We start from the raw sequence: 22,336 nt of genomic DNA, 5'->3' as shown, positions 1-22,336 counted from the left end.
CATCCTTTATAACAACAAATTCCGACTTTGTTAAAGAAAAGATTTTAAAATATTAATAATTCATTTTTTTAATATAAAACTGCTATTTTAGCAAAAACAGGCAGTCAAAATCGTTTTTTAACAATAATAATTTTTGAAAAGGCGACTTCTATTATATTTTTTTTAATTCTCGGCTTTAATACCTAAATTTGCGTACAAAAAAAATAAAATACCTAGAAAAGACTTTTATTATGAATATTTATCAGGATTACATCCAAGAAATTGAAGAACGAAAAGGTCAAGGGCTTCACCCGAAACCAATTGATGGCGCTGAATTATTAAGCGAAATCATTGAACAAATTAAAGATTTGAATAACGAGTACAGAGAAGATTCTCTTAACTTTTTTATTTATAATGTTGTACCCGGGACTACAAGTGCTGCTGGTACAAAAGCGAAGTTTTTAAAGGAAATTATTCTGGGTCAATCAGAAGTAAAAGAAATAACACCCGCTTTTGCTTTTGAGTTATTGTCACACATGAAAGGTGGACCTTCTATTGAGGTATTGTTAGATTTAGCACTTGGAGATCATACTTCTATTGCAAAAGATGCAGGAGATGTTCTTAAGACACAAGTTTACCTTTATGAGGCAGATACAGATCGTCTTAAAGAAGCATTCAAAAATGGTAATCCAATTGCAATAGAGATTATCAAAAGTTACGCACAGGCAGAGTTTTTTACTTCATTGCCAGAAGTAGTTGAAGAAATTAAAGTAGTTACTTATATCGCTGGTGAAGGAGACATTTCGACAGATTTGCTTTCTCCGGGTAATCAGGCGCACTCACGTTCTGACCGTGAACTTCACGGTAAATGCATGATTACTCCTGAAGCACAGGCAGAAATTAAAGCATTACAGGCAAAACATCCTGACGCGAGCGTTATGTTGATTGCTGAAAAAGGTACAATGGGTGTTGGTTCATCAAGAATGTCAGGAGTAAACAACGTGGCACTTTGGACCGGTAAACAAGCAAGTCCATATGTTCCATTTATTAATATTGCTCCAATTGTTGCAGGAACAAATGGTATATCTCCAATTTTCCTAACAACTGTAGATGTTACTGGTGGTATTGGTTTAGATCTTAAAAACTGGGTAAAAAAGCTTGATACAGACGGTAATATTATTCGTAATGAGAATAATGAACCAATTTTGGAAGAAGCATATTCAGTTGCTACAGGAACTGTACTTACAATAAACACAAAAACTAAGAAACTTTACAATGGCGATAAAGAACTAATTGACATTTCTAAGGCATTTACTCCTCAGAAAATGGAATTTATCAAAGCTGGCGGATCATACGCAATTGTATTTGGTAAAAAGCTTCAGACATTAGCAGCGAAAATTTTAGATATCGAAGCTCCTCTTGTATTTGCTCCATCAAAAGAGATTTCTATTGAAGGACAAGGTCTTACGGCAGTTGAAAAAATCTTTAACAGAAACGCTGTTGGTATAGCTCCAGGTAAAGTTTTACATGCGGGTTCTGATGTTCGTGTAGAGGTTAACATTGTAGGTTCACAAGATACGACTGGTCTTATGACAGCTCAGGAATTAGAATCTATGGCTGCTACAATAATTTCGCCAATTGTTGACGGTGCCTATCAATCAGGTTGTCATACAGCTTCGGTTTGGGATAAAAAAGCGCAGGCAAACATTCCAAAACTGATGAAATTCATGAACGATTTTGGTTTAATCACTGCACGTGATCCAAAAGGTGTTTATCATGCAATGACAGATGTAATTCACAAAGTTCTTAACGATATTACAATAGACGAGTGGGCTATCATTATTGGTGGTGACTCTCATACAAGAATGTCAAAAGGTGTTGCTTTTGGTGCTGACTCAGGAACAGTTGCTCTTGCTCTTGCTACCGGAGAAGCTTCGATGCCAATTCCTGAATCTGTAAAGGTGACGTTTATAGGAGAGATGAAAGATTATATGGACTTCCGTGATGTAGTTCATTCAACACAATCTCAAATGCTTAAGAAATTTGGTGGTGAAAACGTATTCCAAGGAAGAATTATTGAAGTTCATCTTGGAACTCTTACTGCTGACCAGGCATTTACTTTTACAGACTGGACTGCAGAGATGAAAGCAAAAGCTTCTATCTGTATTTCTGAAGATGATACCTTAATTGAATCTTTAGAGATTGCGAAAGGCAGAATCCAGATCATGATCAACAAAGGAATGGACAATGAAAAACAAGTTCTTCAAGGATTGATTAATAAAGCAGATAAGAGAATTACAGAGATTAAATCAGCTGAGAAACCAGCGTTGACTCCAGATTCTAATGCGAAGTATTATGCTGAAGTTGTAGTAGATCTTGATCAGATTATCGAACCGATGATTGCAGATCCAGATGTAAACAACGTTGATGTTTCTAAAAGATATACGCACGATACCATCAGACCTCTATCTTTTTACGGAGGAGAGAAAAAAGTAGATCTTGGATTTATTGGTTCTTGTATGGTTCATAAAGGCGATATGAAAATCCTTGCTCAAATGCTTAAAAACATAGAACAGCAACATGGTAAAGTTGAGTTCAAAGCGCCGCTTGTAGTAGCGCCGCCTACTTATAACATTGTAGATGAACTTAAAGCTGAAGGTGACTGGGAAGTTTTACAGAAATACTCCGGTTTCGAATTCGATGATAATGCGCCTAAAGGTGCTGCACGTACTGAATATGAGAACATGTTGTATTTAGAGCGTCCTGGATGTAACCTTTGTATGGGTAACCAGGAAAAAGCTGCAAAAGGAGATACTGTAATGGCGACTTCAACACGTCTTTTCCAAGGAAGAGTTGTAGAAGATACTGAGGGTAAAAAAGGAGAGTCATTACTTTCTTCTACACCAGTAGTAGTTTTGTCTACAATCCTTGGCAGAACACCTACACTTGCTGAATATACAGCTGCAGTAGATGGTATTAGTCTAACTAGATTTGCACCTTCTCATAAGCTATTGGTGATGTAATCATAAGATTAGGTATAATCATTATATATATAAAAAGCCCGAGCGATAAACTCGGGCTTTTTCTTTTCTACGTACTCTATTTTTCGTAACTTGTGATGTTCAAAATAAAAAAAAACAAAAACAATTATAACTTATGGCTTTTGATATTGAAATGATTAAAAAAGTGTATGAGAACATGCCAGGTCGTGTTGACAAAGCACGCGAGATAGTTGGTCGTCCACTTACATTGACTGAGAAAATTTTGTACAATCACCTTTGGGATGGAAATCCAACTAAGGCGTTTGGAAGAGGAGTAGATTATGTTGATTTTGCTCCGGATCGTGTTGCATGTCAGGATGCAACCGCTCAAATGGCACTATTGCAATTTATGCACGCTGGAAAAGCTAAGGTAGCAGTACCAACAACGGTTCACTGCGATCACTTGATTCAGGCAAAAGTAGATGCTGCAACAGATTTAGCACGAGCAAAAACACAAAGTAACGAAGTTTTCGATTTCTTGTCGTCAGTTTCAAATAAATACGGAATTGGTTTCTGGAAGCCAGGAGCTGGAATTATTCATCAGGTAGTACTTGAAAATTATGCTTTCCCGGGAGGAATGATGATTGGTACCGATTCTCACACTGTAAATGCAGGTGGTTTAGGGATGGTAGCTATTGGTGTTGGTGGAGCTGATGCCGTAGACGTTATGTCCGGTATGGCTTGGGAATTAAAATTCCCTAAATTAATTGGAGTAAAACTAACGGGTAAATTATCAGGATGGACAGCTCCTAAAGATGTTATTCTTAAAGTTGCCGGTATTCTTACTGTAAAAGGTGGTACAGGTGCTATTGTAGAATATTTTGGAGAAGGTGCAACTTCTATGTCTTGTACAGGAAAAGGTACTATTTGTAATATGGGAGCCGAAATTGGAGCTACAACTTCGACTTTTGGTTACGATGATTCTATGAGTCGTTACCTGCGTTCTACAAACAGAGCAGATGTTGCTGATGCAGCAGATAAAGTAGCTTCTTACTTAACAGGAGATCCGGAAGTATATGCTAATCCGGAACAATATTTTGATCAGGTTATCGAGATCAACTTAACGGAATTAGAGCCACACTTAAACGGACCATTTACGCCGGATTTAGCTACTCCAATTTCTAAGATGAGAGAAACAGCAATCAAAAATAACTGGCCGTTACAAATTCAGGTTGGTTTAATTGGTTCATGTACCAACTCTTCTTACGAAGATATTTCGCGTGCAGCTTCTTTGGCAAGACAAGTAAGTGCTAAAAACTTAAAAACTAAATCTCAATTTACCATTACTCCGGGTTCAGAAGTTGTTCGTTATACAATCGAAAGAGACGGTTTTATTGATACTTTCGAGAAAATTGGAGCAACTGTTTTTGCAAATGCCTGCGGACCATGTATTGGTATGTGGGATAGAGACGGAGCAGAGAAAGAAGAAAGAAATACTATCGTTCACTCTTTCAACCGTAACTTCTCAAAACGTGCAGATGGTAATCCAAATACTTTAGCTTTCGTAGGTTCTCCGGAATTGGTGACCGCTATGGCTATTGCAGGTGATTTAGGGTTCAATCCATTAACAGATACTTTGATCAACGAAGATGGAGAAGAAGTAAGACTAGAAGCTCCTACAGGAGACGAATTACCACCAAGAGGATTTGATGTTAAAGATCCGGGTTTCCAGGTTCCTGCTTTAGACGGTTCAGGAGTTCAGGTTGTTGTAAGCCCAACATCAGAGCGTTTGCAATTATTAGCTCCTTTTGATCCTTGGGATGGTAAAAATATTACAGGTGCAAAATTATTGATCAAAGCATTCGGAAAATGTACAACAGATCATATTTCGATGGCTGGACCATGGTTGCGTTTCCGCGGACACTTAGATAATATTTCTAACAATATGTTGATTGGTGCCGTAAATGCATTCAACCAAAAAACAAATTCAGTTAAAAATCAGTTAACAGGTACTTACGATGCTGTTCCTGCTGTAGCACGTTCATACAAAGCTGCCGGAGTTCCGTCAATCGTTGTGGGAGATCACAATTATGGAGAAGGTTCTTCTCGTGAGCATGCCGCAATGGAGCCACGTTTCTTAGGAGTTAAAGCGGTATTGGTGAAATCTTTTGCTCGTATTCACGAAACAAACCTTAAAAAACAAGGACTTTTGGGATTAACATTCGCAAACGAAGCTGATTACGATAAAATTCAAGAGGACGATACTATTAATTTCACTGATTTAACGGAGTTTGCTCCGGGAAAACCATTAACATTAGAGTTTGTTCATGCAAATGGTACAAAAGATATTATTTTGGCAAACCATACGTACAACGCAGGTCAAATTGGCTGGTTTGTTGCAGGTTCAGCATTAAACTTAATTGCTGCCGGAAAAGCTTAATTTATATCATTCAAGTATATTAGAAACGCTCTGTGAAAACAGGGCGTTTTTTTATTTGGAGCTATTTCCAGCTATCCGCTATATCTTTTTTATGGCAGAAAAAAGCCATAAAAAAGGATGCCGCTTCTATCTGGGCTAGGACATTCGTTTTCAAAAGAAAATTTGATTCTATTTAGATTTCCTAACAGGTTTTTTTTAACCTGCTAGGTATTTGCAATTCCAGTTTAAGAAATTATTCTATTTCCTTGACTAAATTTGAGTTTTGAGCTATAATTTTGATGTGATCTGGTTTTGTAGTTTCAAATTCATCAATAGCAATACTATATACATTTGAAGTTGGTGTTTTAGAATTGTTGCTTTGCATAGATCCTCCCAAAATATATAATTTGTTGTTGTCGAAATACATGGCAGAATCTTTTAAACCTAAGTCTACAATATACTCTTTCAGTTGTTTTGATTTAATATCATAGACATACATTTTTCTATTTTCGAAAAAATAAATAATGTTATCATGACAAGTAACGGCAGGTTTCTCAAGACCCGAAAACAGCTCTCCTTCCGTTTGCCATTTCTCAGTAATTAAATCAAAAGTTTCGATCTCTGATATAGGATTTCCATTATTGCCTCCAATCAGGTAAATTTTATCACCAACCAGAACTCCAGAAGTTTCTTTTGCAGTTGGCATACTGGCCAGTTCATACCAATAACCGGAATTAATATTATATAGGTGTACTTTGTTTGTAAATGCTGTAGAGCCTTTTTCTTTCGCTTTTGTTGAGCCTCCCATTATAATTATGTCATCCTTATAAGTAATAGAAACAGCATTTGAAGCCTGATGCGGATATGTTTTGTCAATTTTTATAGTCTGATTATTGAGATCAAAAACTTCAATTTCATTTTCTAAATATTGAAATACCGCATTAGGAGATATATTTTTTCCGCCAATAACATAGAGTGTATTGTTGTAAAAGTTAAGGTTATGATAAGCTCTCTTTTTGAAATTAAGTTTTAAATATTGCCACGAGTCCGTTTTTATATCATAAATCTGTAAGTTGCTCCTGTAGAATTCGACGTTAGATTCAATTGAAAGTTCTTTAAGGTAATCCTGTATGGTAAAATCAGGTCTTTCTCTCTTTATTTTTTCCCATGACTCCAATTTATACGTTGCGTCTCCGCCTGTAATATAAATTTTGCCATCGTTTAAAACGGATCCAAAGGAGTAAATGCCATATTTTAAAGGTGCAAGTTTAGTGTAAGAAAGCTTCGATTTTAGTTTTGCTCTTTGATTGCCACTAACTGTCAGCCCGGATAAATTTTCAACTTCTTCAGACAATGCAATTTTAAAATTGAGTTTTCTTAAATCTGCTAATGAGATTTTTTTAGTAACATATCCCATATGCGAAAATTGAAAATCACCTTCTTCCTTAAAATCATTTGGAAGTTTGAAATTAAATTCTCCATTTTCACTTGTTAAGGTATTTGTATTCGAGAATAGAGCAAAAACGTTAACGTCGGCAATTGGATTTCCGCTTTTTTCAGAAACAACAATACCTTTTATGTTTTGAGCTATTGATACCAAAGGTAAAAGAAAGAGAATTACGAGTAGTTTTTTCACAAGGCTTTTGGGTTTTGGTTAATTTTGGACTTAAAAACAGCGGTTTTTCTAAAGTGTACTGTTTCAAAATGTTGGCTCAATTTCTATGCCGATTCTGTTAATTTCAACTAAATTAGTTGTTAAAAAAAGTGTTTTTTTTACATTAAAAAGTTAAATTCGCCTTTCCGGTAATATAATTGCTGTTTTTGAGTTTAAAATTAGAGAGCTTCATCCCCAAGAAGAATGATAAATAAATAAAATTTCAATAGATAATGGTTTTCAGGTTAATAATAGTATTGTTTTTTTTTAGTATAAGTGCATTTTCTCAGGAAAAATACATCAAACACACCATTTCAAAAGGAGACAATTTTACTACTATTGCTAAGAAATATGGAGTAAAACCAAAAGATATTGAAGAAGCGAATCCTAATGCTCCTAAAGTTTTAAAATTAAATTCGGTTCTGTTAATTCCGAATAACAATAAAAAAGGGACTACGAAAAAAACTGAAATTGCTACCAATACAACTTCTGCAGTGATTTCAAATTCAGGTCAGCACGAAGTACGGGAAAAAGAAAATCTTTGGGTAATTTCAAAAAAGTATAATATTTCTGTTGATGATTTAAAGAAAGCAAATCCTTCGTTAGAAAATGAAGATTTGAAAATAGGACAGAAACTGAATATTCCTTCTACTGCTATTGTGTCGAATGAAAAGACAACGAAAAATCAAAATATAGAGAAGCCGGAAATAATTTCTTCTACAGATGCAGAAGTTGTTGTTGAGGTAAAACCAAAAGAAACAAAATATCTGATTGCAAAAAAATACGGAATCACAGTTGCAGAATTGGAACGTCAAAATCCATTTATCAAAAAGAAACTACCTGTTGGATCTGTTTTAAAAATTAGAACTTCAAAAGAAAAAGCAGATCAGCAAATAAAAGATAGTTCTGTTGCGTCTCAAACTCAGATTGCAGAGAATAACGGAGCAGCTTCAGAAGTTTCAAAACCAGAAATTATTCCAGCAACAACAGATGTTGAGGTAGTTGTTGAGGTACAATCTAAAGAAACAAAGTACTCAATTGCTAAAAAATACGGAATAACAGTTAAAGAACTGGAAAAGCAAAATCCATTTATCAAAGGAAAATTGCCAGTTGGTTACGTGTTGAAGATTCATACATCAAAAGAAAAAGCAGCTGTTTTAGAAGCTTCAAAAATAACACCGGAAACAAAAGATGGATTAATCTCTCCGGTTCAGGTTGTAGAAAATTCAGAAGTTAAAAATGATTCATCAACAGTTATTAGAGTAAGTAATCATTCAGATTTAGTCAATCAATTAATTGTAAATGCAACTGAAAATATTGGAATAAGATATCGATCGGGAGGAACCACAAGAGCTGGTTTTGATTGTTCAGGATTAATGATTTGTACTTTTAATAATTTCGATATTAAACTTCCAAGAAGCTCAATCGAACAATCCCGAATTGGTTTCAAAGTCAATTCAGAAGAAGCCCAAAAAGGGGATTTGATTTTCTTTAGAACCAATGGAAGACGTCAAATTAATCATGTTGGAATGGTAGTTGAGGTATTAGATGGAGAAATTAAATTTGTTCATTCTTCAACGCATGGCGGAGTGATGATTTCTTCGACAAAAGAGCCTTACTACGGCAGAACTTTTAAACAGGTAAATCGCGTTTTACAATAGTTTTTCATATAATAAAAGCTTGTTTTTCAATTCTTCTATTGGAAAGGGTTTGTTCAAAAAATCGGTTACATACTTATTCTCTTCTATCTGCCTGATTTCATCAGAATCCAGGGTTGAAGAAAGTACATAAATTTGAACCCTTTTTTTTGTTTTCTTGTTAAGTTTGTGAAACTCTTTCAAAAATTCAAAGCCATTCATAATAGGCATCTGAATGTCTAGTAAAATAATGAGTGGTTGTTTATTCCTTATATTATTGTTGTTAAGCCATTGAATTCCTTCTTTTCCGTTGTTTGCAATAGTTACTTGTTCAATACTAAGTATTTTTTTTAGTAATTGCTTCGTAACAAGCTGGTCGATCAGGTTGTCCTCAATTAACAAAAATAAAGGGTTAAGTTCCATATGCGTTTGGGATTGTTACAATAAACTTACTGCCAATATTGCTTTCAGAAAACACAGAAATGTTTCCTTTAATATTCTCCACAGCCTCTTTTACAATATAAAGGCCCAGACCAGATCCTTTGTTTTTGTTTGTACCATAATACATTTCAAAAATATAATCTTTAAATTCATCGTTGATTCCAATTCCGTTGTCGGCAACTTCAATTTTATTAGAACCTTCCTGAATGTAAGTTTTTATGGAGATGAACATTTCCTGCTTAGTAATATCAGCATATTTTATGGCATTAGAAAGTAGATTGCTAATGATGATTTTTAAACGCAATCCATCACTCTGAATTTGATCAACTAATAATTCTTGTCTAAAAGTTATTCTGTTAGCATTTTCAATATGCATTAATTGTGAGATAGCTTCACTAAACAAATCCTGCAAACTTACAGGTTCCATTATAATTTGTTTTCGCTTATTTTTTGAATAATCAATAATGTCACTGATAAATTGATCTTGTTTAATAAGGCTTTGATACATCAAACTCAGATATTCTTTAATTTGATCAACATCATCTTCTAATTGCGTAATCTCAATTAAACCTTTTAAAGAAGTTATAGGAGATCTCAAATCATGTGAAGCACTATAAACAAAGCGATCGAGTTCGTGATTGACAAGAATCAGGTTTTCGTTTTTAGCTTCAGTTTCTTTCTTTGAAAATAATAAGCGTTTTACCATTATTGAATAATAAAGGCAAACGCTGCAAATGATAATAAGTATAAAAATGACATTAAAAATCGTAAGTAAGAACTTTATTTTTCGGGTTCCTTCACCTAATGTATTGGAGAAGTTTCGTTCGTTAACAGTGAGTTTGTCGCTTAGGATACTAATTTCCTGAAGAAACTTTTTCTGATCGGCAATGGTTAAGATATTATGACTTATTTTGGCATTTATTTGTTCGCCTATAACAAATAATTTAAAGATTAACTGATCTCCCTGGCCCCACTCATGTATAGCTTTTGATAAATAAGAAACTTGTTTAAAATTGACAAACAACCAAATTAAATCATCCAGATCTTCCTGATGATTTCTGCCTACAAGTAAGGCTTTTCGAGCCACTTCGTTGTCACCGGCTTTTAAAAGTGTCTCGCGTGCAATACCATCTCCTTGCGGAACTTTTAATTCTTCCTGATACAATTTCCATTGATTTTTATCTTTAGTAAAAAGATAGGTTATGAGATGTCTCGAAGCATCTTTTTGTCCTTTAGAATAATGTGATTCACCATTGACATAGGCTCTGTTGGCAGATAAAATCTTAATCGTAAAAATGTTAATGCAAATTAATAAAGCACAAGAGATGAATACAATTAATAAAAGAATAAAAACATTCGGAAAACGTAGTTTTTTTAAGAAATTGACCTTAGACATAATTTTTTGAATTTGTAGGTTAATAATTAATTCTTCTGTCTTGCAAAGGTTGCTTTGTAAGCGGTTTTTCTCTGTTTTTATAATCTGTTTGGGGTGATTGTTTTTTGGATTAAAAATTAAACAATTGTTAATGAAATATTTGAAATTTTAAGGCCGATTAACTCCTGTATCAAATTTAGCAAAAAAAGTATAGAGTTTAACGGATGGTCTATTTTTTCTTGTTAAATTTATTTAATTACATGTAATGTGTTGATAATAAGTTATTTATGTGTATTTTTTTTAAAAAACAGAAGCATATAAACTTTGACCTAATCAGAATAGGATTAAATCTTAGTATTTGAAAATAAATAGAAATAAAGTTCGAGGGTTTATTTTGTTTAACAGTTGAATTTGGTCAAGTGAATGTTTTATTTGCTGATTTTTTCAAAAGCCTCTTTTGTAATAACGCTTAGTTCGTCAGTTTTACAATCCCAAATTGAAACATACTTTTCTGAAATTACGTATACATTTGCCCAACCAGTAAATTTCTCGTAAAGCATCGTGGTGCAAATGTCTGTGGCTGTCATTAATTCTCCAGTTGCAGGCAWGTGACTGTGAATGGATGCCAATGTGATATTTTTCTCATCGCCAAAATTCACCACAATAATATTAGCGTGTAATTTTTTAATGCTTTGTAGTTCATTTTTATCATTATACGTTAACAAGTAATCATTTCCATAAATTACAACTCCATTATTGGTTGGTCCAGTTAAAACGTAAACCTTTTTTTCGTTGTTGGAAATTATCGGAATCAAATTTAGATTCGAATTTTTGTATTGTTTAAAAATAGTATCAGTTTTTATGGTATTGAACGCTTTTGACCTTATTAAATATAAGTCAGTTTCATTTTTAGAAAAGCTTCTTTCTTCAAGTTCTGATTTTGCTGTTTGAATATTATAAGTATTGTCAAATACTATGGTACCAATAACTTTTGGGTTTTCGCCCTTTGAAAAGAAAATACATTTAGCTTTCTCATCTTCTGAGTAAGAAAAATAACCACCAATATTTTCATGATTTTTATATTTCTCCAGAAATAAATCGGTTCCATACCATGAAGCCATTTCAGATTTGTATAAAGTCTTACCTTCAGTAACTACATCAGCAATTTTTTTATCTAAATCTTTTTGTGAATAGGAGTTTAAACTAAATAATAAAATAAAAAATAGTATTTGTTTCATGCTTAAATGTATTATTTAATATTAAATGGGATTCAAATTTTCATGCCAAAAATGTCCGCAACCATTTTTGCATTCTGTATTTCTTCTTTCAGTATCGGTGGCTTTAAAAATCCAAAGTAATGAAATTATTGTTTTTGTATTTTCATTTTTAGGAAGTGTAGCCAATTTGTTAAAGGCAATTTTTGTACTGAAATTTTTTAGAATTACAATTGGAGTATAAGTTGGTTTTAAGGGAATTGTATTTATTGCGTTTTGATAGGTTTTAGTATTGTAATCTGTTTTGTCAGGAATAGAGTTGAAAATATTTTTTTTTAAGGTTACAAAAAGTATTTCAAAATTATATTCTTCATTTTCTAATATAAGCTTTGTACCAAGTTCAAAATCTATTTTGTCTTGTGCAATTTTATTGATTATTACTTCGTGTTGATGCATCTAAAGAATGAGATTTGTGGTACAGTTTGTTTTTGAAATAAACTCACTCCGAAGATATATAATTATTGTTTTTAATTAAAAAAAGCTAGCATTTTTTAGGATGTAGCTTTATTTGATTTTTTAGATGACTTAATAGAGGTATTTTTAAGTCAAGCTTAATCATCCTTTTTTATTTCAGAATTCACCATTAAATATTTGAATTATTTTCTTCTCGGAGCACTTCGGGTATGTGGTTGAACATATGTACCATTTTTTCGAGTATAACCTTTTACTTGAACTGTTCCTCCCGAGGAAGTTTTAGAAGAAGATTTATAACTACTACTACTACTACTACTACTACTACTACTACTTTGAGAAGTATAATTGGTAGAATTATTTGACATGCTTGCATTGCTATAAACGGGATTTATTACCCAGCCTTTATAGTTTCTCCATTTTATTTTTCTTGTTTTTTTGTCACTTGAATTTATGTAAGCACCAGATCCTTTCGGAATTGTTGCAATTAATTCTGTTCCCTCTTTAGAAGTATAAATAGAAGCATCTTCGTCAATGTTTACAAAGTAATAATTTGTAACACAAGAATTGAGTACAAATAAGAGTAGAATTAGTAAAAGCTTTTTCATTTTAGTAATGATTAAATTAATTTTTATTTTGCGTAACAAACCAAGATGCCACGTATGCTGTAAATGTGCCAAATAAACCAACCCCTGCAGTCATTAAAATAGAAGCAATAATTCTTCCTTCAGTTGTTACAGGAAATTTATCCCCATAACCCACTGTAGTAATGGTTACGTATGCCCACCAAATTGCATCTTCAGCAGTTTTGATATTGCTATTTGGATCATTTTCAACTTGAAGTATTCCAATTGCAGAAAAAATCACAAGTAAAACGGCAATTATTGATACAGAAGTGAATGCGCCTTGAGCCTTGTTTGCAAAAATATGTTCAACTACATTTTTTGTTGTTCTAAATGCTCTAACAATTCGAAGTAATCTAATTAGCCGTAATAATCGACCAGCGCGAAGTACATTTATCATTGGTACGCAGGAAATTAAATCTATCCAACCCCAACGCATAAACTTTAATTTGTTTTCTGCTCTTTTAAAACGAATACAAAACTCAATAAAAAAGAAGCAACAAATTCCATTGTCAATATAATTTAATAATAAGGAAGTTTCTCTGGGAAGGATATAAACGGAATCGATTATTAATGCACCTAATACATAAATTGATAGAATTAAAACTATAAGATTTAGTAATCCAAGTTTGTTTGGATTTGTTTCTTTAATCATTTGACGTTATTTTATTCGTTACAGTCATTAAGTTTATTTCTGATTATCAAATGTAAACAGATGAAAAAGTATTATTTTATGGAAATCCGTAAACGTAATTATTATCTAAAACTTCTAATGAAAACGAAATTTGCGTGAGGGTAGAGGTAGCATCCTTTTGCAAACGAAACAATGCAAGAAATATAGCCGGAAGCCCGATTCGCCGCGGCGAAACACGCCCAAAATATTTTTATTTTAAATGTTTGATTTGATAACTGTATTGAACCTGAAAATTATAACTTTCAACATAACCTAAAATCAACAATCTAAATTCTAAAATTTCTAAAAAAAGTATATCTTTAACCAACCCAAAAACCAAAATAATGCAAGAAAACGACCAGGAACATTTTAAAAGAGAACTCGGATTATTAGACGGAACCATGCTTGTTGTGGGGTCGATGATTGGATCCGGGATATTTATTGTAAGTGCTGATATCGCCAGACAAGTAGGATCTGCGGGATGGCTAACGCTAATTTGGTTGATTTCCGGATTAATCACTATTATAGCCGCAGTAAGTTATGGTGAGCTAAGCGCAATGTTTCCAAAAGCCGGAGGACAGTATGTATATCTCAAAGAAGCATACAATAAATTAATTGCGTTTTTATACGGCTGGAGTTTTTTCGCTGTAATTCAAACCGGAACTATTGCCGCTGTTGGTGTGGCTTTCTCGAAGTTTGCCGCTTATCTTTATGAGCCTTTAAGCGATGAGAACATACTTTATGAGTTAGGTTCTTTTAAACTCAATGCCGCACAGTTAGTATCAATAGTTACGATTATTTTACTGACTTTCATTAATAGCCGTGGTGTAAAAAACGGAAAAATTCTTCAAACAGTTTTAACGATTATCAAAATATTATCATTGCTAGGTTTAATCGTTTTTGGATTAACATTGGGAGCAAAAGCTTCGATTTGGGATGCCAACTGGACAGATGCATGGACACCTCGTTCGTACAATGCCGAAAGTGGTTCATGGCTGCCAATTGGAGGGAAAGCTTTGATTACAGGAATTTCTGCTGCAATGGTTGGATCATTATTCTCAAGTGACGCTTGGAATGGTGTGACTTTTATCGCCGGAGAAATTAAAAACCCAAAACGGAATGTAGGTTTCAGTTTGTTTTTAGGAACTTTTATTGTGACGATTATTTATGTTTTGACAAATTTGATGTATTTGGCTGTAGTTCCCTTAAATGAAATTGCTTTGGCAAAATCAGATAGAGTAGCAGTTGTAGCTTCGCATTATATTTTTGGAAACATCGGAACATTGATTATTGCAATTATGATCATGATTTCGACTTTTGCCTGCAACAACGGATTAATTATGGCTGGTGCAAGAGTATATTATACAATGGCAAAAGATGGTTTATTCTTTAAAAAAGCTGCTGTTTTAAACGAATCAAGTGTTCCTGCCTGGGCACTTTGGGCACAATGTATTTGGGCTTCGGCTTTATGCCTGACAGGTAAATATGGAGATTTATTAGATTTTGTGATTATTATAGTATTGATTTTTTACATATTAACAATCTACGGAATCTTCATCTTACGTAAAAAAATGCCGGATGTAGAAAGACCTTATAAAGCATTCGGGTATCCATTTTTACCAATGTTATATATCGTGATTGCAGCAGCAATTTGTATTTCACTATTAATCACAAAGTTTTCAACATGTGGTTGGGGAGTTTTAATTATGCTAACAGGAATTCCGGTATATTATTTAACAAAACCGAAAGAGTAAAAAAAAGGTACAAAGGTTCAGAGGTACAAAGGAGCAAAGGTTAAATTGCCCACGGATTTTAAGGATTAAACGGGTTTAGGCTAGTTTTTTTTAACTTTTTGTTGTTTCCTGTATGATTAAAATAAATAAAATGCCTTGTTTTTGACAAGGCATTTTTTATGTAATTATTTTGATAAATCCATAATCTTGTCATTTCGATTTCTATGATAAAACCAAATCTTTTTGTCTTTTTCAACGTATTAATCCCGAAGCCTTGGGACTTTGTTACAAAATAACCCATTCCTTCGGAATTTTAGAAAGGGTTCCGGAGGAACAAAATATATTGTAGGGATGGATTTTAATCCATTCTTCGCAATGATAACCACAATTTTTGTCTATTTCAGTGACAAAAAAAATAGAGATCTGCGTAAATCAGTTTAATCTGCCAAATCCGTGGGCTAAAAAAAAAGACACTACCAATTTGCGAAAGCAAAAAAACGTAGTGTCTTTTAATTTAAATAATCCGGTAAAACCGTTGGAGTACATTACACCATTTCAGTTTCGACAGATGATTTTATAGTTGAATTAATAATAGATAACGTAAGAGGATCTGATTCTCCAGAGAAAAAAGCTTCTAAAACTTCTTGGAATACAGGATTTGTATTTTCTACCAAAGAGAAAAGTGTCATAGAAGAACGTAATTTGCGTGCATCTAAATCACCTAAAATCCCATCTGCTGATTTTCTTTTAAAAGTCAAAAATAATTCTGAAATTTCTATAAGATGTTTTCCTAAAATAGGATGTTCCAAATATTCGGTTGCTTCTTTCAGATCGTTAATGGCGTAATAATTTGCTGTATCACTTGTGCCTAATCCTTTAATCTGAGGAAAAATGAACCACATCCAGTGTGTTTCCTTTTTTCCTTTTTTGATTTCAGAAAAAGCAGTAAGATAAAGTTTATTTTGCGCATCTAAGAAACGCAATAAATCATTGTTTGAGTGAGCCATTTTGGTAATTTATATATAAAAAAAGGTTGCAAAAATAGTAAAAAAGATAGGTTCTGCCTAATAAAAGGTGCATACACTGAGTATTTTAACTTTTAGAGGAGGAATTTTCCTCGTCGTTATAAACTCATTTATAGTCATTTATAATCATTCACTTCGTTTAGTTCTTCTAAAGGTTAAATTGATTCTGGGTAAAACATTTTTGGCCGTTTTAGGAACCTGATGTTGCCAGAAACTATTGGTTGTACCCGCCATTAATAAAAAAGAACCATGATGTAAAGGAATTTCTACTTGCGGAATTTCTTTGCGGAATTTATGACGCATTCTAAACATTCTGGTTTCTCCAAAAGTTACAGAAGCAATAATAGGATTTGGTCCTGAATTATGCTCTTTATCGCTATGCCATGCAACCCCATCATTGCCGTTTCGATATAAATTGAGCAATAAACTATTAAAATCAAGCTGAGTTTCTCTTTCAACGCGACCTCTAATAGTTAATAATTCATAAGTCCAGTCAGGACCATTTTGGTCTGCTCCGGTATTATCTTTGTCTTCATACCAGGAAATCATTCGGGGAGCTGTAACGATTTTATCATACATTTCCATTTCGTATTCTCTCCATTTAGTTTGATGGAGTAATTTTTCATAAAAACGATCAGATTCTTCTTTGGTGAAGAAATTATCGATCAAAATAAGTTCTGCATCAGGCAGGTCAAATACTTTTTTTCCTGCTAAACCTGTGGCAAATAATTCGGTATCGCTAAATAATGTCATTGTTCAGTTATTTTGTGTCAATTTCAATCCATACAGGAGCATGGTCACTTGTTTTTTCCCATTCCCGCACATGACGGTCAACTCCTCCGGAAAGCAGTTTTTTTGCTAGTTGTGGACTTAGTAAAAAATGATCAATTCTAAGGCCGGCATCCCGCTCATAAGCCTTTCTGAAATAATCCCAAAAGGTGTAAATTTTCTCGTCAGGATATAAGGTTCGAATCGCATCTGTCCATCCTTGCGAGACAATAGCTGCAAAAGCTTTTCTAACTTCGGGTAAAAAAAGAGCGTCGTTTACCCATTTCTCAGGTTTATAAACATCCAGTTCTGTTGGCATCACATTATAATCTCCAACTATTATTACCGGAACTTTTAAACTCAAAAGTGTTTCGGCACGATCAGCCAGACGATCAAACCATTTTAATTTATATTCTAATTTAGGTCCTGGCGCAGGATTTCCGTTTGGGAGATAAAGACATGCGATTACAATACCATTAATCAAAGCCTCAATATAACGACTTTGAATATCCTCATCATCACCCGGAAGAGTGCGTGTTATTTCTTCAATCTCCATATGGCGCGCCAGAATTGCAACGCCATTCCATTGCTTTTGTCCGTGCCAAATGGCATTGTATCCTGCATCATTAATCGCTTTAATCGGAAATCTATCCTGCGGCGCTTTTAATTCCTGCAGGCACACAATATCCGGAGTCGTTTCTTCAAGCCATTTCAGTAATACGTTTAAGCGCCCGTTGACCCCGTTTACGTTATAAGTTGCTATTTTCATAGTAGATTTAATTAGTTGTATCATTAAATTTACAGCTTTTTGCGCCTTTACATTTACACAAATCCATGTTCTTATTTCAGAAACTGTTTGTTAAAGAATACTTTTCGGGGATTTTTCTCTGCATAAGCAAAAATCAATTGCACAATGTATTGATTGCTTTTATAAGGCGTAGCATAATTTTTTACTTCTGACGGATCAGTAATCGCAACATCTGTTGGAATATATCCCATACCATAAAAATGACCATTTTCTATCCAGATGCAACTTCGTTCTTGTGCTGTTCTTCCTTTCTCTATAATTGCAAAAGTGGGTCTGTTGTTTAATAAAAAATCAATAGCATTGTCGACTTGCTCATTGTGGAGTGAAACACCCGGTAAATCTTTTATATCGTTATTTTGAAATATTTCTCCTTCTTCAGGTCTCGAATATTTGCAAAATCTATAATCAATTTCAAATTGTTCTGCTAAACTCCGCAATATATTTGTTGCTTCATGTATACTGCTGAAATGCTCAATGCACGACTGAAATTTATTGAGTTTTCCAATTGCCAGATATTTGTATCCATTGCGGGCTTCATATTGATACAATCCAAATTTGGGTTCAAACCGCTTTAACGCTCTATTGTAAGTTGGCCAAAGGTGTTTAATTTCGGTACATTCTAATAGAAGAGCCATTAATTCGTTGCCACAGACTTCAAAGGAAATGGAGTAAATATCCCTTAAAAAATGTTGCCTTTGCGGATTAATTTTATGACCGCTAAAATGAGATGCTACGCGTTTTTTTAAGTTGATTGCTTTTCCAACATAAATTACTTTTTTAACCTCATTATAAAAATAATAGACACCTGGTTTTTCAGGCAAGTTATTAAAATCTTCAGGAGGGAGATTTGGCGGTAAACGCTGATCTTGTGACGTGTTTTTGATCATTTGTTCAATATGACCTTCATCGTCCCATTCGAGTAATCGCGAGAATAATATAGCAGTCGCAGCTGCATCACCGCCGGCACGATGCTGGTTTTCTAAAGGTATGTCGAGCGAATTGCAAAGTTTTCCCAAACTGTATGATGCAAAACCAGGTCTGATTTTTCTTGCTGCGCGAACGGTGCATAGTTTTCTTGCTGTCCATTTAAAACCTGCTTGCTCGAGTTGATGGCGAACAAAAGAATAATCAAAATTGACATTATGTGCGACGAAGATTCTGTCAGTAAGCATTTCCAAAACTTTATCTGAAATGTCATCAAAGATTGGTGCATTAGCAACCATTTCGTTATTAATTCCTGTCAGGGCAAAAATCGAAATCGGAATTTCCTTTTCCGGATTAACAAGCGTTTCATAACGATCAATCACGTTTTCTCCGTCATGAATGATAATGGCAATTTCTGTAATGCGGCTGCCACTGGCGTTTCCACCTGTGGTTTCAATGTCTACTATGGCATATTCTTGCTTTTTCATCTTATGTATATAACGTGAAATCTATTTTTATTCTTGTAAAATCTATAAGTTATTTTAATTTGAAAACTTCATTCTATGTCGGGGCAAATTAATTTCATGTCCTTGCGGATATGGTTCCCGATGCGTGGGACTAACATCTTCCTTAATTAACTGTTGCGTTTTATATTGATCTTTTGCATCCATATATCGCGGATCAGGAATAAAAGGCATTTTTGCCATTTTGGTTATCGTAATCGTTGGGAAATGATAATCGACTTCGACAGTTCCTAAAAGGAGATAACAACCGCCACCCTGAAAAGGATGTTGTGCCAGAGAATCCGGAAAATGTGCGGTATCAAAATAAGTACCTTCATGATCGATCCACGTTCCAAAATACATATTGCCTTTTTTGGTAGGAACTTGTTTTCGGGCAATCAGATAAGCCAGCATACGAACTTGTTTTTTATGATGTGCGACTAAATCTTTTGCCATAATATCACCACGATGTTTGGTTTGAAGCAAATCAAAAACAGTACAGGAAACAGGGAAACTTAAAAGCTCAATTTCGTCAAAAGCATCTTCATATAAAGAACGTTCCAAAGTGGGAAGTTTATATTCTTTAACGGGTTCCTGCATTAGCATTAAACTTCTGTTCTCAGGTTTGAAATTATTTAAAAGTAAACTTGCAACGACTAAAAGCTGATTTTTGGTTTTTCCTGTAAAGCGAAAAGCATCTATAAAAATCAAAATTTTCATACTTTCAATCCCAATCGGAATCCGATTAATAAAGTTCTCCAAAGAAAGAAAATTACCATTTTTCTCCCGATCAGATTCGATTAAATGAGCCGTTTTAGATTCTAAACTTTGCAAATGCATAAAACCGAGATAAATATCAGTTCCATAAACCGTAGTTTGATATTCGCTTTTATTCACACATGGATTAAGAATCGTTCCGCCAGACATACGTGCTTCGTGTACGTAAACTTCAGTTCTGTAAAATCCGCCTTGATTATTGATTACCGCCGTCATAAATTCCACAGGATAATTAATCTTGAGATATAAACTTTGGTAACTTTCTACAGCATAAGAAGCTGAGTGTGCTTTGCAAAAAGAAAATCCGGCAAAGGATTCAATCTGACGATAAATTTCCTGACTCAGCCCTTCCGGATGTCCTTTTTGAGCACAAGAAGCAAAGAAATTATCTTTTACTTTTTGTAAAGCGTCTAAAGATCTTCCTTTTCCGGACATAGCGCGACGCAGGATATCACCATCAGCAGCCGGAAGTCCTCCGTAATGTTGAGCAATTTTAATAACATCTTCCTGATATACCATAATACCATAAGTTTCGCCAAGATGTTCTTTAAAAACCTCATGAAAATATTGAAACTGGTCCGGATTGTTATGACGAAAAATATACTCTTTCATCATTCCGGATTGTGCCACGCCGGGACGAATTATTGAAGAAGCCGCTACCAGAATTTTATAATTATCACAATTGAGTCGGCGTAATAAACCGCGCATGGCGGGGCTTTCGATATAAAAACAACCAATAGTTTTGCCTTCTGCTAAATAAATATTACAAACTGCTTCATCTTTAGAAATCGAAGTATTGCGAATATCAACTTTAATACCTCGGTTTTTCTCAATCAATTTTACGCTGTCATCAATATGACCAATACCACGCTGGCTTAGAATATCGAATTTTTCAAAACCAATTTCTTCTGCAATATGCATGTCAAAAAGCACAATAGGAAAACCTTTTGGAGGCATTTCCAGAGGTGTATAATTGGTAATGGGTTCTTCAGAAATAATAATTCCGCAAGCGTGCATACTACGCTGATTCGGATATTTACCTTTCAGCATCATATTCCCATATTCCTGTACAAATTTTACAACAGAATTGGTCTCGTGTAATGTCGTTGGATTTTTGGCAAGCATGTCTAATTCTTCTTTTGGAAGACCAAACACTTTCCCGATTTCCCTAAAAATAGACCGGTGTTTAAATTCGACATTGGTTCCGCAAAAAGCAACATGATCCCGGCCGTATTTATCGAAGATATATTCTAAAATTGTGTTACGTTCTTTCCAACTCCAATCAATATCAAAATCAGGAGGACTTTTTCGATTTAAATTCAAAAAACGCTCAAAATATAGATCGAGTTCTATTGGGCAGATATCGGTAATTCCTAAGCAATAAGCGATAATACTATTGGCGCCACTGCCTCGGCCAATGTGCATAAATCCCTGACTATTGCTATATCGAACAATATCCCAAGTGATTAAAAAATAACCGCTAAATTCTAATTCGTCAATTACTTTGAGTTCTTTTTCGATACGGGCTTTTGCCAAAGTATGATTTTCGCCATATCTCCAAATTAACCCTTCCTGAGCTAATTCCGTCAGTTTTGCGATATCAGTCTGACGATTCTCCGTATAGAATTTCTTGTTCTTGGGAGCTTTAAAATCATATTCAAAATTGCAAGAATCGATTATGTGTTGCGTATTGGCAATAATTTCAGGGTAATTTTCATAGAAAGGCAAAAGCGCTTCTAAAGGCAATATTTTTTCAGAAGTTCTGCAATAATCAGCTTCTGTAAGTTTCGATAAAATGATATTCGTATCAATCGCACGCAGAATTTTATGCAGGTTAAATTCTTTTTTATTTGTAAAAGTTACCGATTGAAGAATTACCATTTTGGAAATTCTATTTTTAAATTCAGAAGTAAAAAGCTTAGAAACTTCATCGGGACGAATTCCGATAAATTCATTTTCCCGAAGAGTTTTCGGAGCATTTTCTAAAGTATAAATAACAAAAACCGAATTAAATTCAGGAGCAATTAAAGGCAAAGATTCTCCGCTGAAATTATGATCCGTTAAAAACCGATTCATTTCGCCTAATCCTTCGGCATTTTTAGCCAGACCGATATATCGAAATTGATGATTCCATCGAAATTCCATTCCCACAAGAGGTTTGATTTTTTTTTCATCACAGGCTCTTATAAAATCATAAATTCCTGTCACGGTATTAATATCCGTAAGTGCCATAGCTTTTACACCGCAAGAAATAGCCTGCCCGATAAGTTTATCGAGAGAAATCGTGCCATAACGAAGCGAATGATATGAATGACAATTGAGGTACATGGT

At 34.1% G+C, this 22,336-nt stretch carries 16 protein-coding genes; 4 read left to right on the top strand and 12 right to left on the bottom strand.

The features are described 5' to 3' along the window. The first annotated feature begins 230 nt into the window (after positions 1 to 230). Both EAH81_RS16545 and EAH81_RS16540 read left to right on the top strand, forming a co-directional pair. Positions 231 to 3,002, top strand: a complete 2,772-nt coding sequence (locus EAH81_RS16545; protein ID WP_140509126.1) for a bifunctional aconitate hydratase 2/2-methylisocitrate dehydratase — start codon at positions 231 to 233, stop codon at positions 3,000 to 3,002. A gap of 133 nt (positions 3,003 to 3,135) precedes the next feature. Continuing rightward, positions 3,136 to 5,400, top strand: coding sequence for an aconitate hydratase (locus tag EAH81_RS16540; protein ID WP_140509124.1), 2,265 nt, complete (start codon positions 3,136 to 3,138; stop codon positions 5,398 to 5,400). A gap of 232 nt (positions 5,401 to 5,632) precedes the next feature. On the opposite strand, the gene EAH81_RS16535 is transcribed toward EAH81_RS16540, so the two are convergent. Continuing rightward, on the bottom strand, positions 5,633 to 7,015 hold the full coding sequence (locus EAH81_RS16535) for a carboxypeptidase-like regulatory domain-containing protein (protein ID WP_140509122.1): 1,383 nt from the start codon (positions 7,013 to 7,015) through the stop codon (positions 5,633 to 5,635). Between the two features lie 251 nt (positions 7,016 to 7,266). On the opposite strand from EAH81_RS16535, the gene EAH81_RS16530 reads away from it, so the two are divergent. After that, positions 7,267 to 8,694, top strand: a complete 1,428-nt coding sequence (locus EAH81_RS16530) for a LysM peptidoglycan-binding domain-containing protein (RefSeq protein WP_140509120.1) — start codon at positions 7,267 to 7,269, stop codon at positions 8,692 to 8,694. On the opposite strand, the gene EAH81_RS16525 is transcribed toward EAH81_RS16530, so the two are convergent. The 6 genes from EAH81_RS16525 to EAH81_RS16500 all read right to left on the bottom strand — a co-directional run bounded on the left by EAH81_RS16525 (position 8,686) and on the right by EAH81_RS16500 (position 13,449). Beyond that, a complete protein-coding gene (locus EAH81_RS16525) occupies positions 8,686 to 9,093 on the bottom strand; it encodes a response regulator (protein WP_140509118.1) in 408 nt (135 codons plus the stop codon). The genes EAH81_RS16530 and EAH81_RS16525 overlap by 9 nt on opposite strands. Beyond that, positions 9,083 to 10,507 carry a sensor histidine kinase gene (locus EAH81_RS16520; protein WP_140509116.1) on the bottom strand — a complete coding sequence of 475 codons (1,425 nt, stop codon included), beginning with the start codon at positions 10,505 to 10,507 and terminating at the stop codon, positions 9,083 to 9,085. The genes EAH81_RS16525 and EAH81_RS16520 overlap by 11 nt, the downstream gene beginning before the upstream one ends. 407 nt (positions 10,508 to 10,914) lie before the next feature. Next, entirely contained in the window at positions 10,915 to 11,724 is an 810-nt protein-coding gene (locus EAH81_RS16515) for a hypothetical protein (RefSeq protein ID WP_140509114.1), read from the bottom strand. Positions 11,725 to 11,745: 21 nt separating this feature from the next. After that, complete coding sequence (locus EAH81_RS16510; protein ID WP_140509112.1) at positions 11,746 to 12,156, bottom strand: DUF5958 family protein; 411 nt, start codon at positions 12,154 to 12,156, stop codon at positions 11,746 to 11,748. A 200-nt stretch (positions 12,157 to 12,356) separates the two neighbouring features. Continuing rightward, entirely contained in the window at positions 12,357 to 12,779 is a 423-nt protein-coding gene (locus tag EAH81_RS16505; protein WP_140509109.1) for a hypothetical protein, read from the bottom strand. Between the two features lie 16 nt (positions 12,780 to 12,795). Beyond that, a complete protein-coding gene (locus tag EAH81_RS16500) occupies positions 12,796 to 13,449 on the bottom strand; it encodes a potassium channel family protein (RefSeq protein ID WP_140509107.1) in 654 nt (217 codons plus the stop codon). 362 nt (positions 13,450 to 13,811) lie between these two features. On the opposite strand from EAH81_RS16500, the gene EAH81_RS16495 reads away from it, so the two are divergent. Further along, positions 13,812 to 15,221 carry an APC family permease gene (locus EAH81_RS16495; RefSeq protein WP_140509105.1) on the top strand — a complete coding sequence of 470 codons (1,410 nt, stop codon included), beginning with the start codon at positions 13,812 to 13,814 and terminating at the stop codon, positions 15,219 to 15,221. A 524-nt stretch (positions 15,222 to 15,745) separates the two neighbouring features. Here EAH81_RS16495 and EAH81_RS16490 read toward each other — a convergent pair. From EAH81_RS16490 to EAH81_RS16470, 5 genes are all read right to left on the bottom strand, one after another. After that, positions 15,746 to 16,207 (bottom strand): DUF1810 domain-containing protein, encoded by a 462-nt coding sequence (locus EAH81_RS16490; RefSeq protein WP_140509103.1) that lies wholly within the window; start codon positions 16,205 to 16,207, stop codon positions 15,746 to 15,748. 144 nt (positions 16,208 to 16,351) lie between these two features. After that, complete coding sequence (locus tag EAH81_RS16485) at positions 16,352 to 16,978, bottom strand: alpha-ketoglutarate-dependent dioxygenase AlkB family protein (protein WP_140509101.1); 627 nt, start codon at positions 16,976 to 16,978, stop codon at positions 16,352 to 16,354. A 7-nt stretch (positions 16,979 to 16,985) separates the two neighbouring features. Further along, positions 16,986 to 17,786, bottom strand: a complete 801-nt coding sequence (gene xth, locus EAH81_RS16480; RefSeq protein ID WP_241676578.1) for an exodeoxyribonuclease III — start codon at positions 17,784 to 17,786, stop codon at positions 16,986 to 16,988. Positions 17,787 to 17,833: 47 nt separating this feature from the next. After that, complete coding sequence (locus EAH81_RS16475; protein WP_140509099.1) at positions 17,834 to 19,213, bottom strand: exonuclease domain-containing protein; 1,380 nt, start codon at positions 19,211 to 19,213, stop codon at positions 17,834 to 17,836. Positions 19,214 to 19,267: 54 nt separating this feature from the next. Beyond that, positions 19,268 to 22,333 carry a DNA polymerase III subunit alpha gene (locus tag EAH81_RS16470; RefSeq protein ID WP_140509097.1) on the bottom strand — a complete coding sequence of 1,022 codons (3,066 nt, stop codon included), beginning with the start codon at positions 22,331 to 22,333 and terminating at the stop codon, positions 19,268 to 19,270. Positions 22,334 to 22,336: the final 3 nt, after the last annotated feature.

It is taken from the genome of Flavobacterium pectinovorum (assembly GCF_006438875.1).
Taxonomy (GTDB): domain Bacteria; phylum Bacteroidota; class Bacteroidia; order Flavobacteriales; family Flavobacteriaceae; genus Flavobacterium; species Flavobacterium pectinovorum_A.
This window is presented reverse-complemented; position numbering and strand designations above follow the sequence as displayed.

Excerpts from the sequence above, each read along its gene's own strand:
- EAH81_RS16520 (WP_140509116.1), bottom strand. The coding sequence starts at position 10,507 with ATGTCTAAGGTCAATTTCTTAAAAAAACTACGTTTTCCGAATGTTTTT.
- EAH81_RS16505 (WP_140509109.1), bottom strand. The coding sequence starts at position 12,779 with ATGAAAAAGCTTTTACTAATTCTACTCTTATTTGTACTCAATTCTTGT.
- EAH81_RS16490 (WP_140509103.1), bottom strand. The coding sequence starts at position 16,207 with ATGGCTCACTCAAACAATGATTTATTGCGTTTCTTAGATGCGCAAAAT.
- EAH81_RS16530 (WP_140509120.1), top strand. The coding sequence starts at position 7,267 with ATGGTTTTCAGGTTAATAATAGTATTGTTTTTTTTTAGTATAAGTGCA.
- EAH81_RS16470 (WP_140509097.1), bottom strand. The coding sequence starts at position 22,333 with ATGTACCTCAATTGTCATTCATATCATTCGCTTCGTTATGGCACGATT.
- xth (WP_241676578.1), bottom strand. The coding sequence starts at position 17,786 with ATGATACAACTAATTAAATCTACTATGAAAATAGCAACTTATAACGTA.
- EAH81_RS16510 (WP_140509112.1), bottom strand. The coding sequence starts at position 12,156 with ATGCATCAACACGAAGTAATAATCAATAAAATTGCACAAGACAAAATA.
- EAH81_RS16485 (WP_140509101.1), bottom strand. The coding sequence starts at position 16,978 with ATGACATTATTTAGCGATACCGAATTATTTGCCACAGGTTTAGCAGGA.
- EAH81_RS16475 (WP_140509099.1), bottom strand. The coding sequence starts at position 19,213 with ATGAAAAAGCAAGAATATGCCATAGTAGACATTGAAACCACAGGTGGA.
- EAH81_RS16495 (WP_140509105.1), top strand. The coding sequence starts at position 13,812 with ATGCAAGAAAACGACCAGGAACATTTTAAAAGAGAACTCGGATTATTA.
- EAH81_RS16525 (WP_140509118.1), bottom strand. The coding sequence starts at position 9,093 with ATGGAACTTAACCCTTTATTTTTGTTAATTGAGGACAACCTGATCGAC.
- EAH81_RS16545 (WP_140509126.1), top strand. The coding sequence starts at position 231 with ATGAATATTTATCAGGATTACATCCAAGAAATTGAAGAACGAAAAGGT.
- EAH81_RS16500 (WP_140509107.1), bottom strand. The coding sequence starts at position 13,449 with ATGATTAAAGAAACAAATCCAAACAAACTTGGATTACTAAATCTTATA.
- EAH81_RS16540 (WP_140509124.1), top strand. The coding sequence starts at position 3,136 with ATGGCTTTTGATATTGAAATGATTAAAAAAGTGTATGAGAACATGCCA.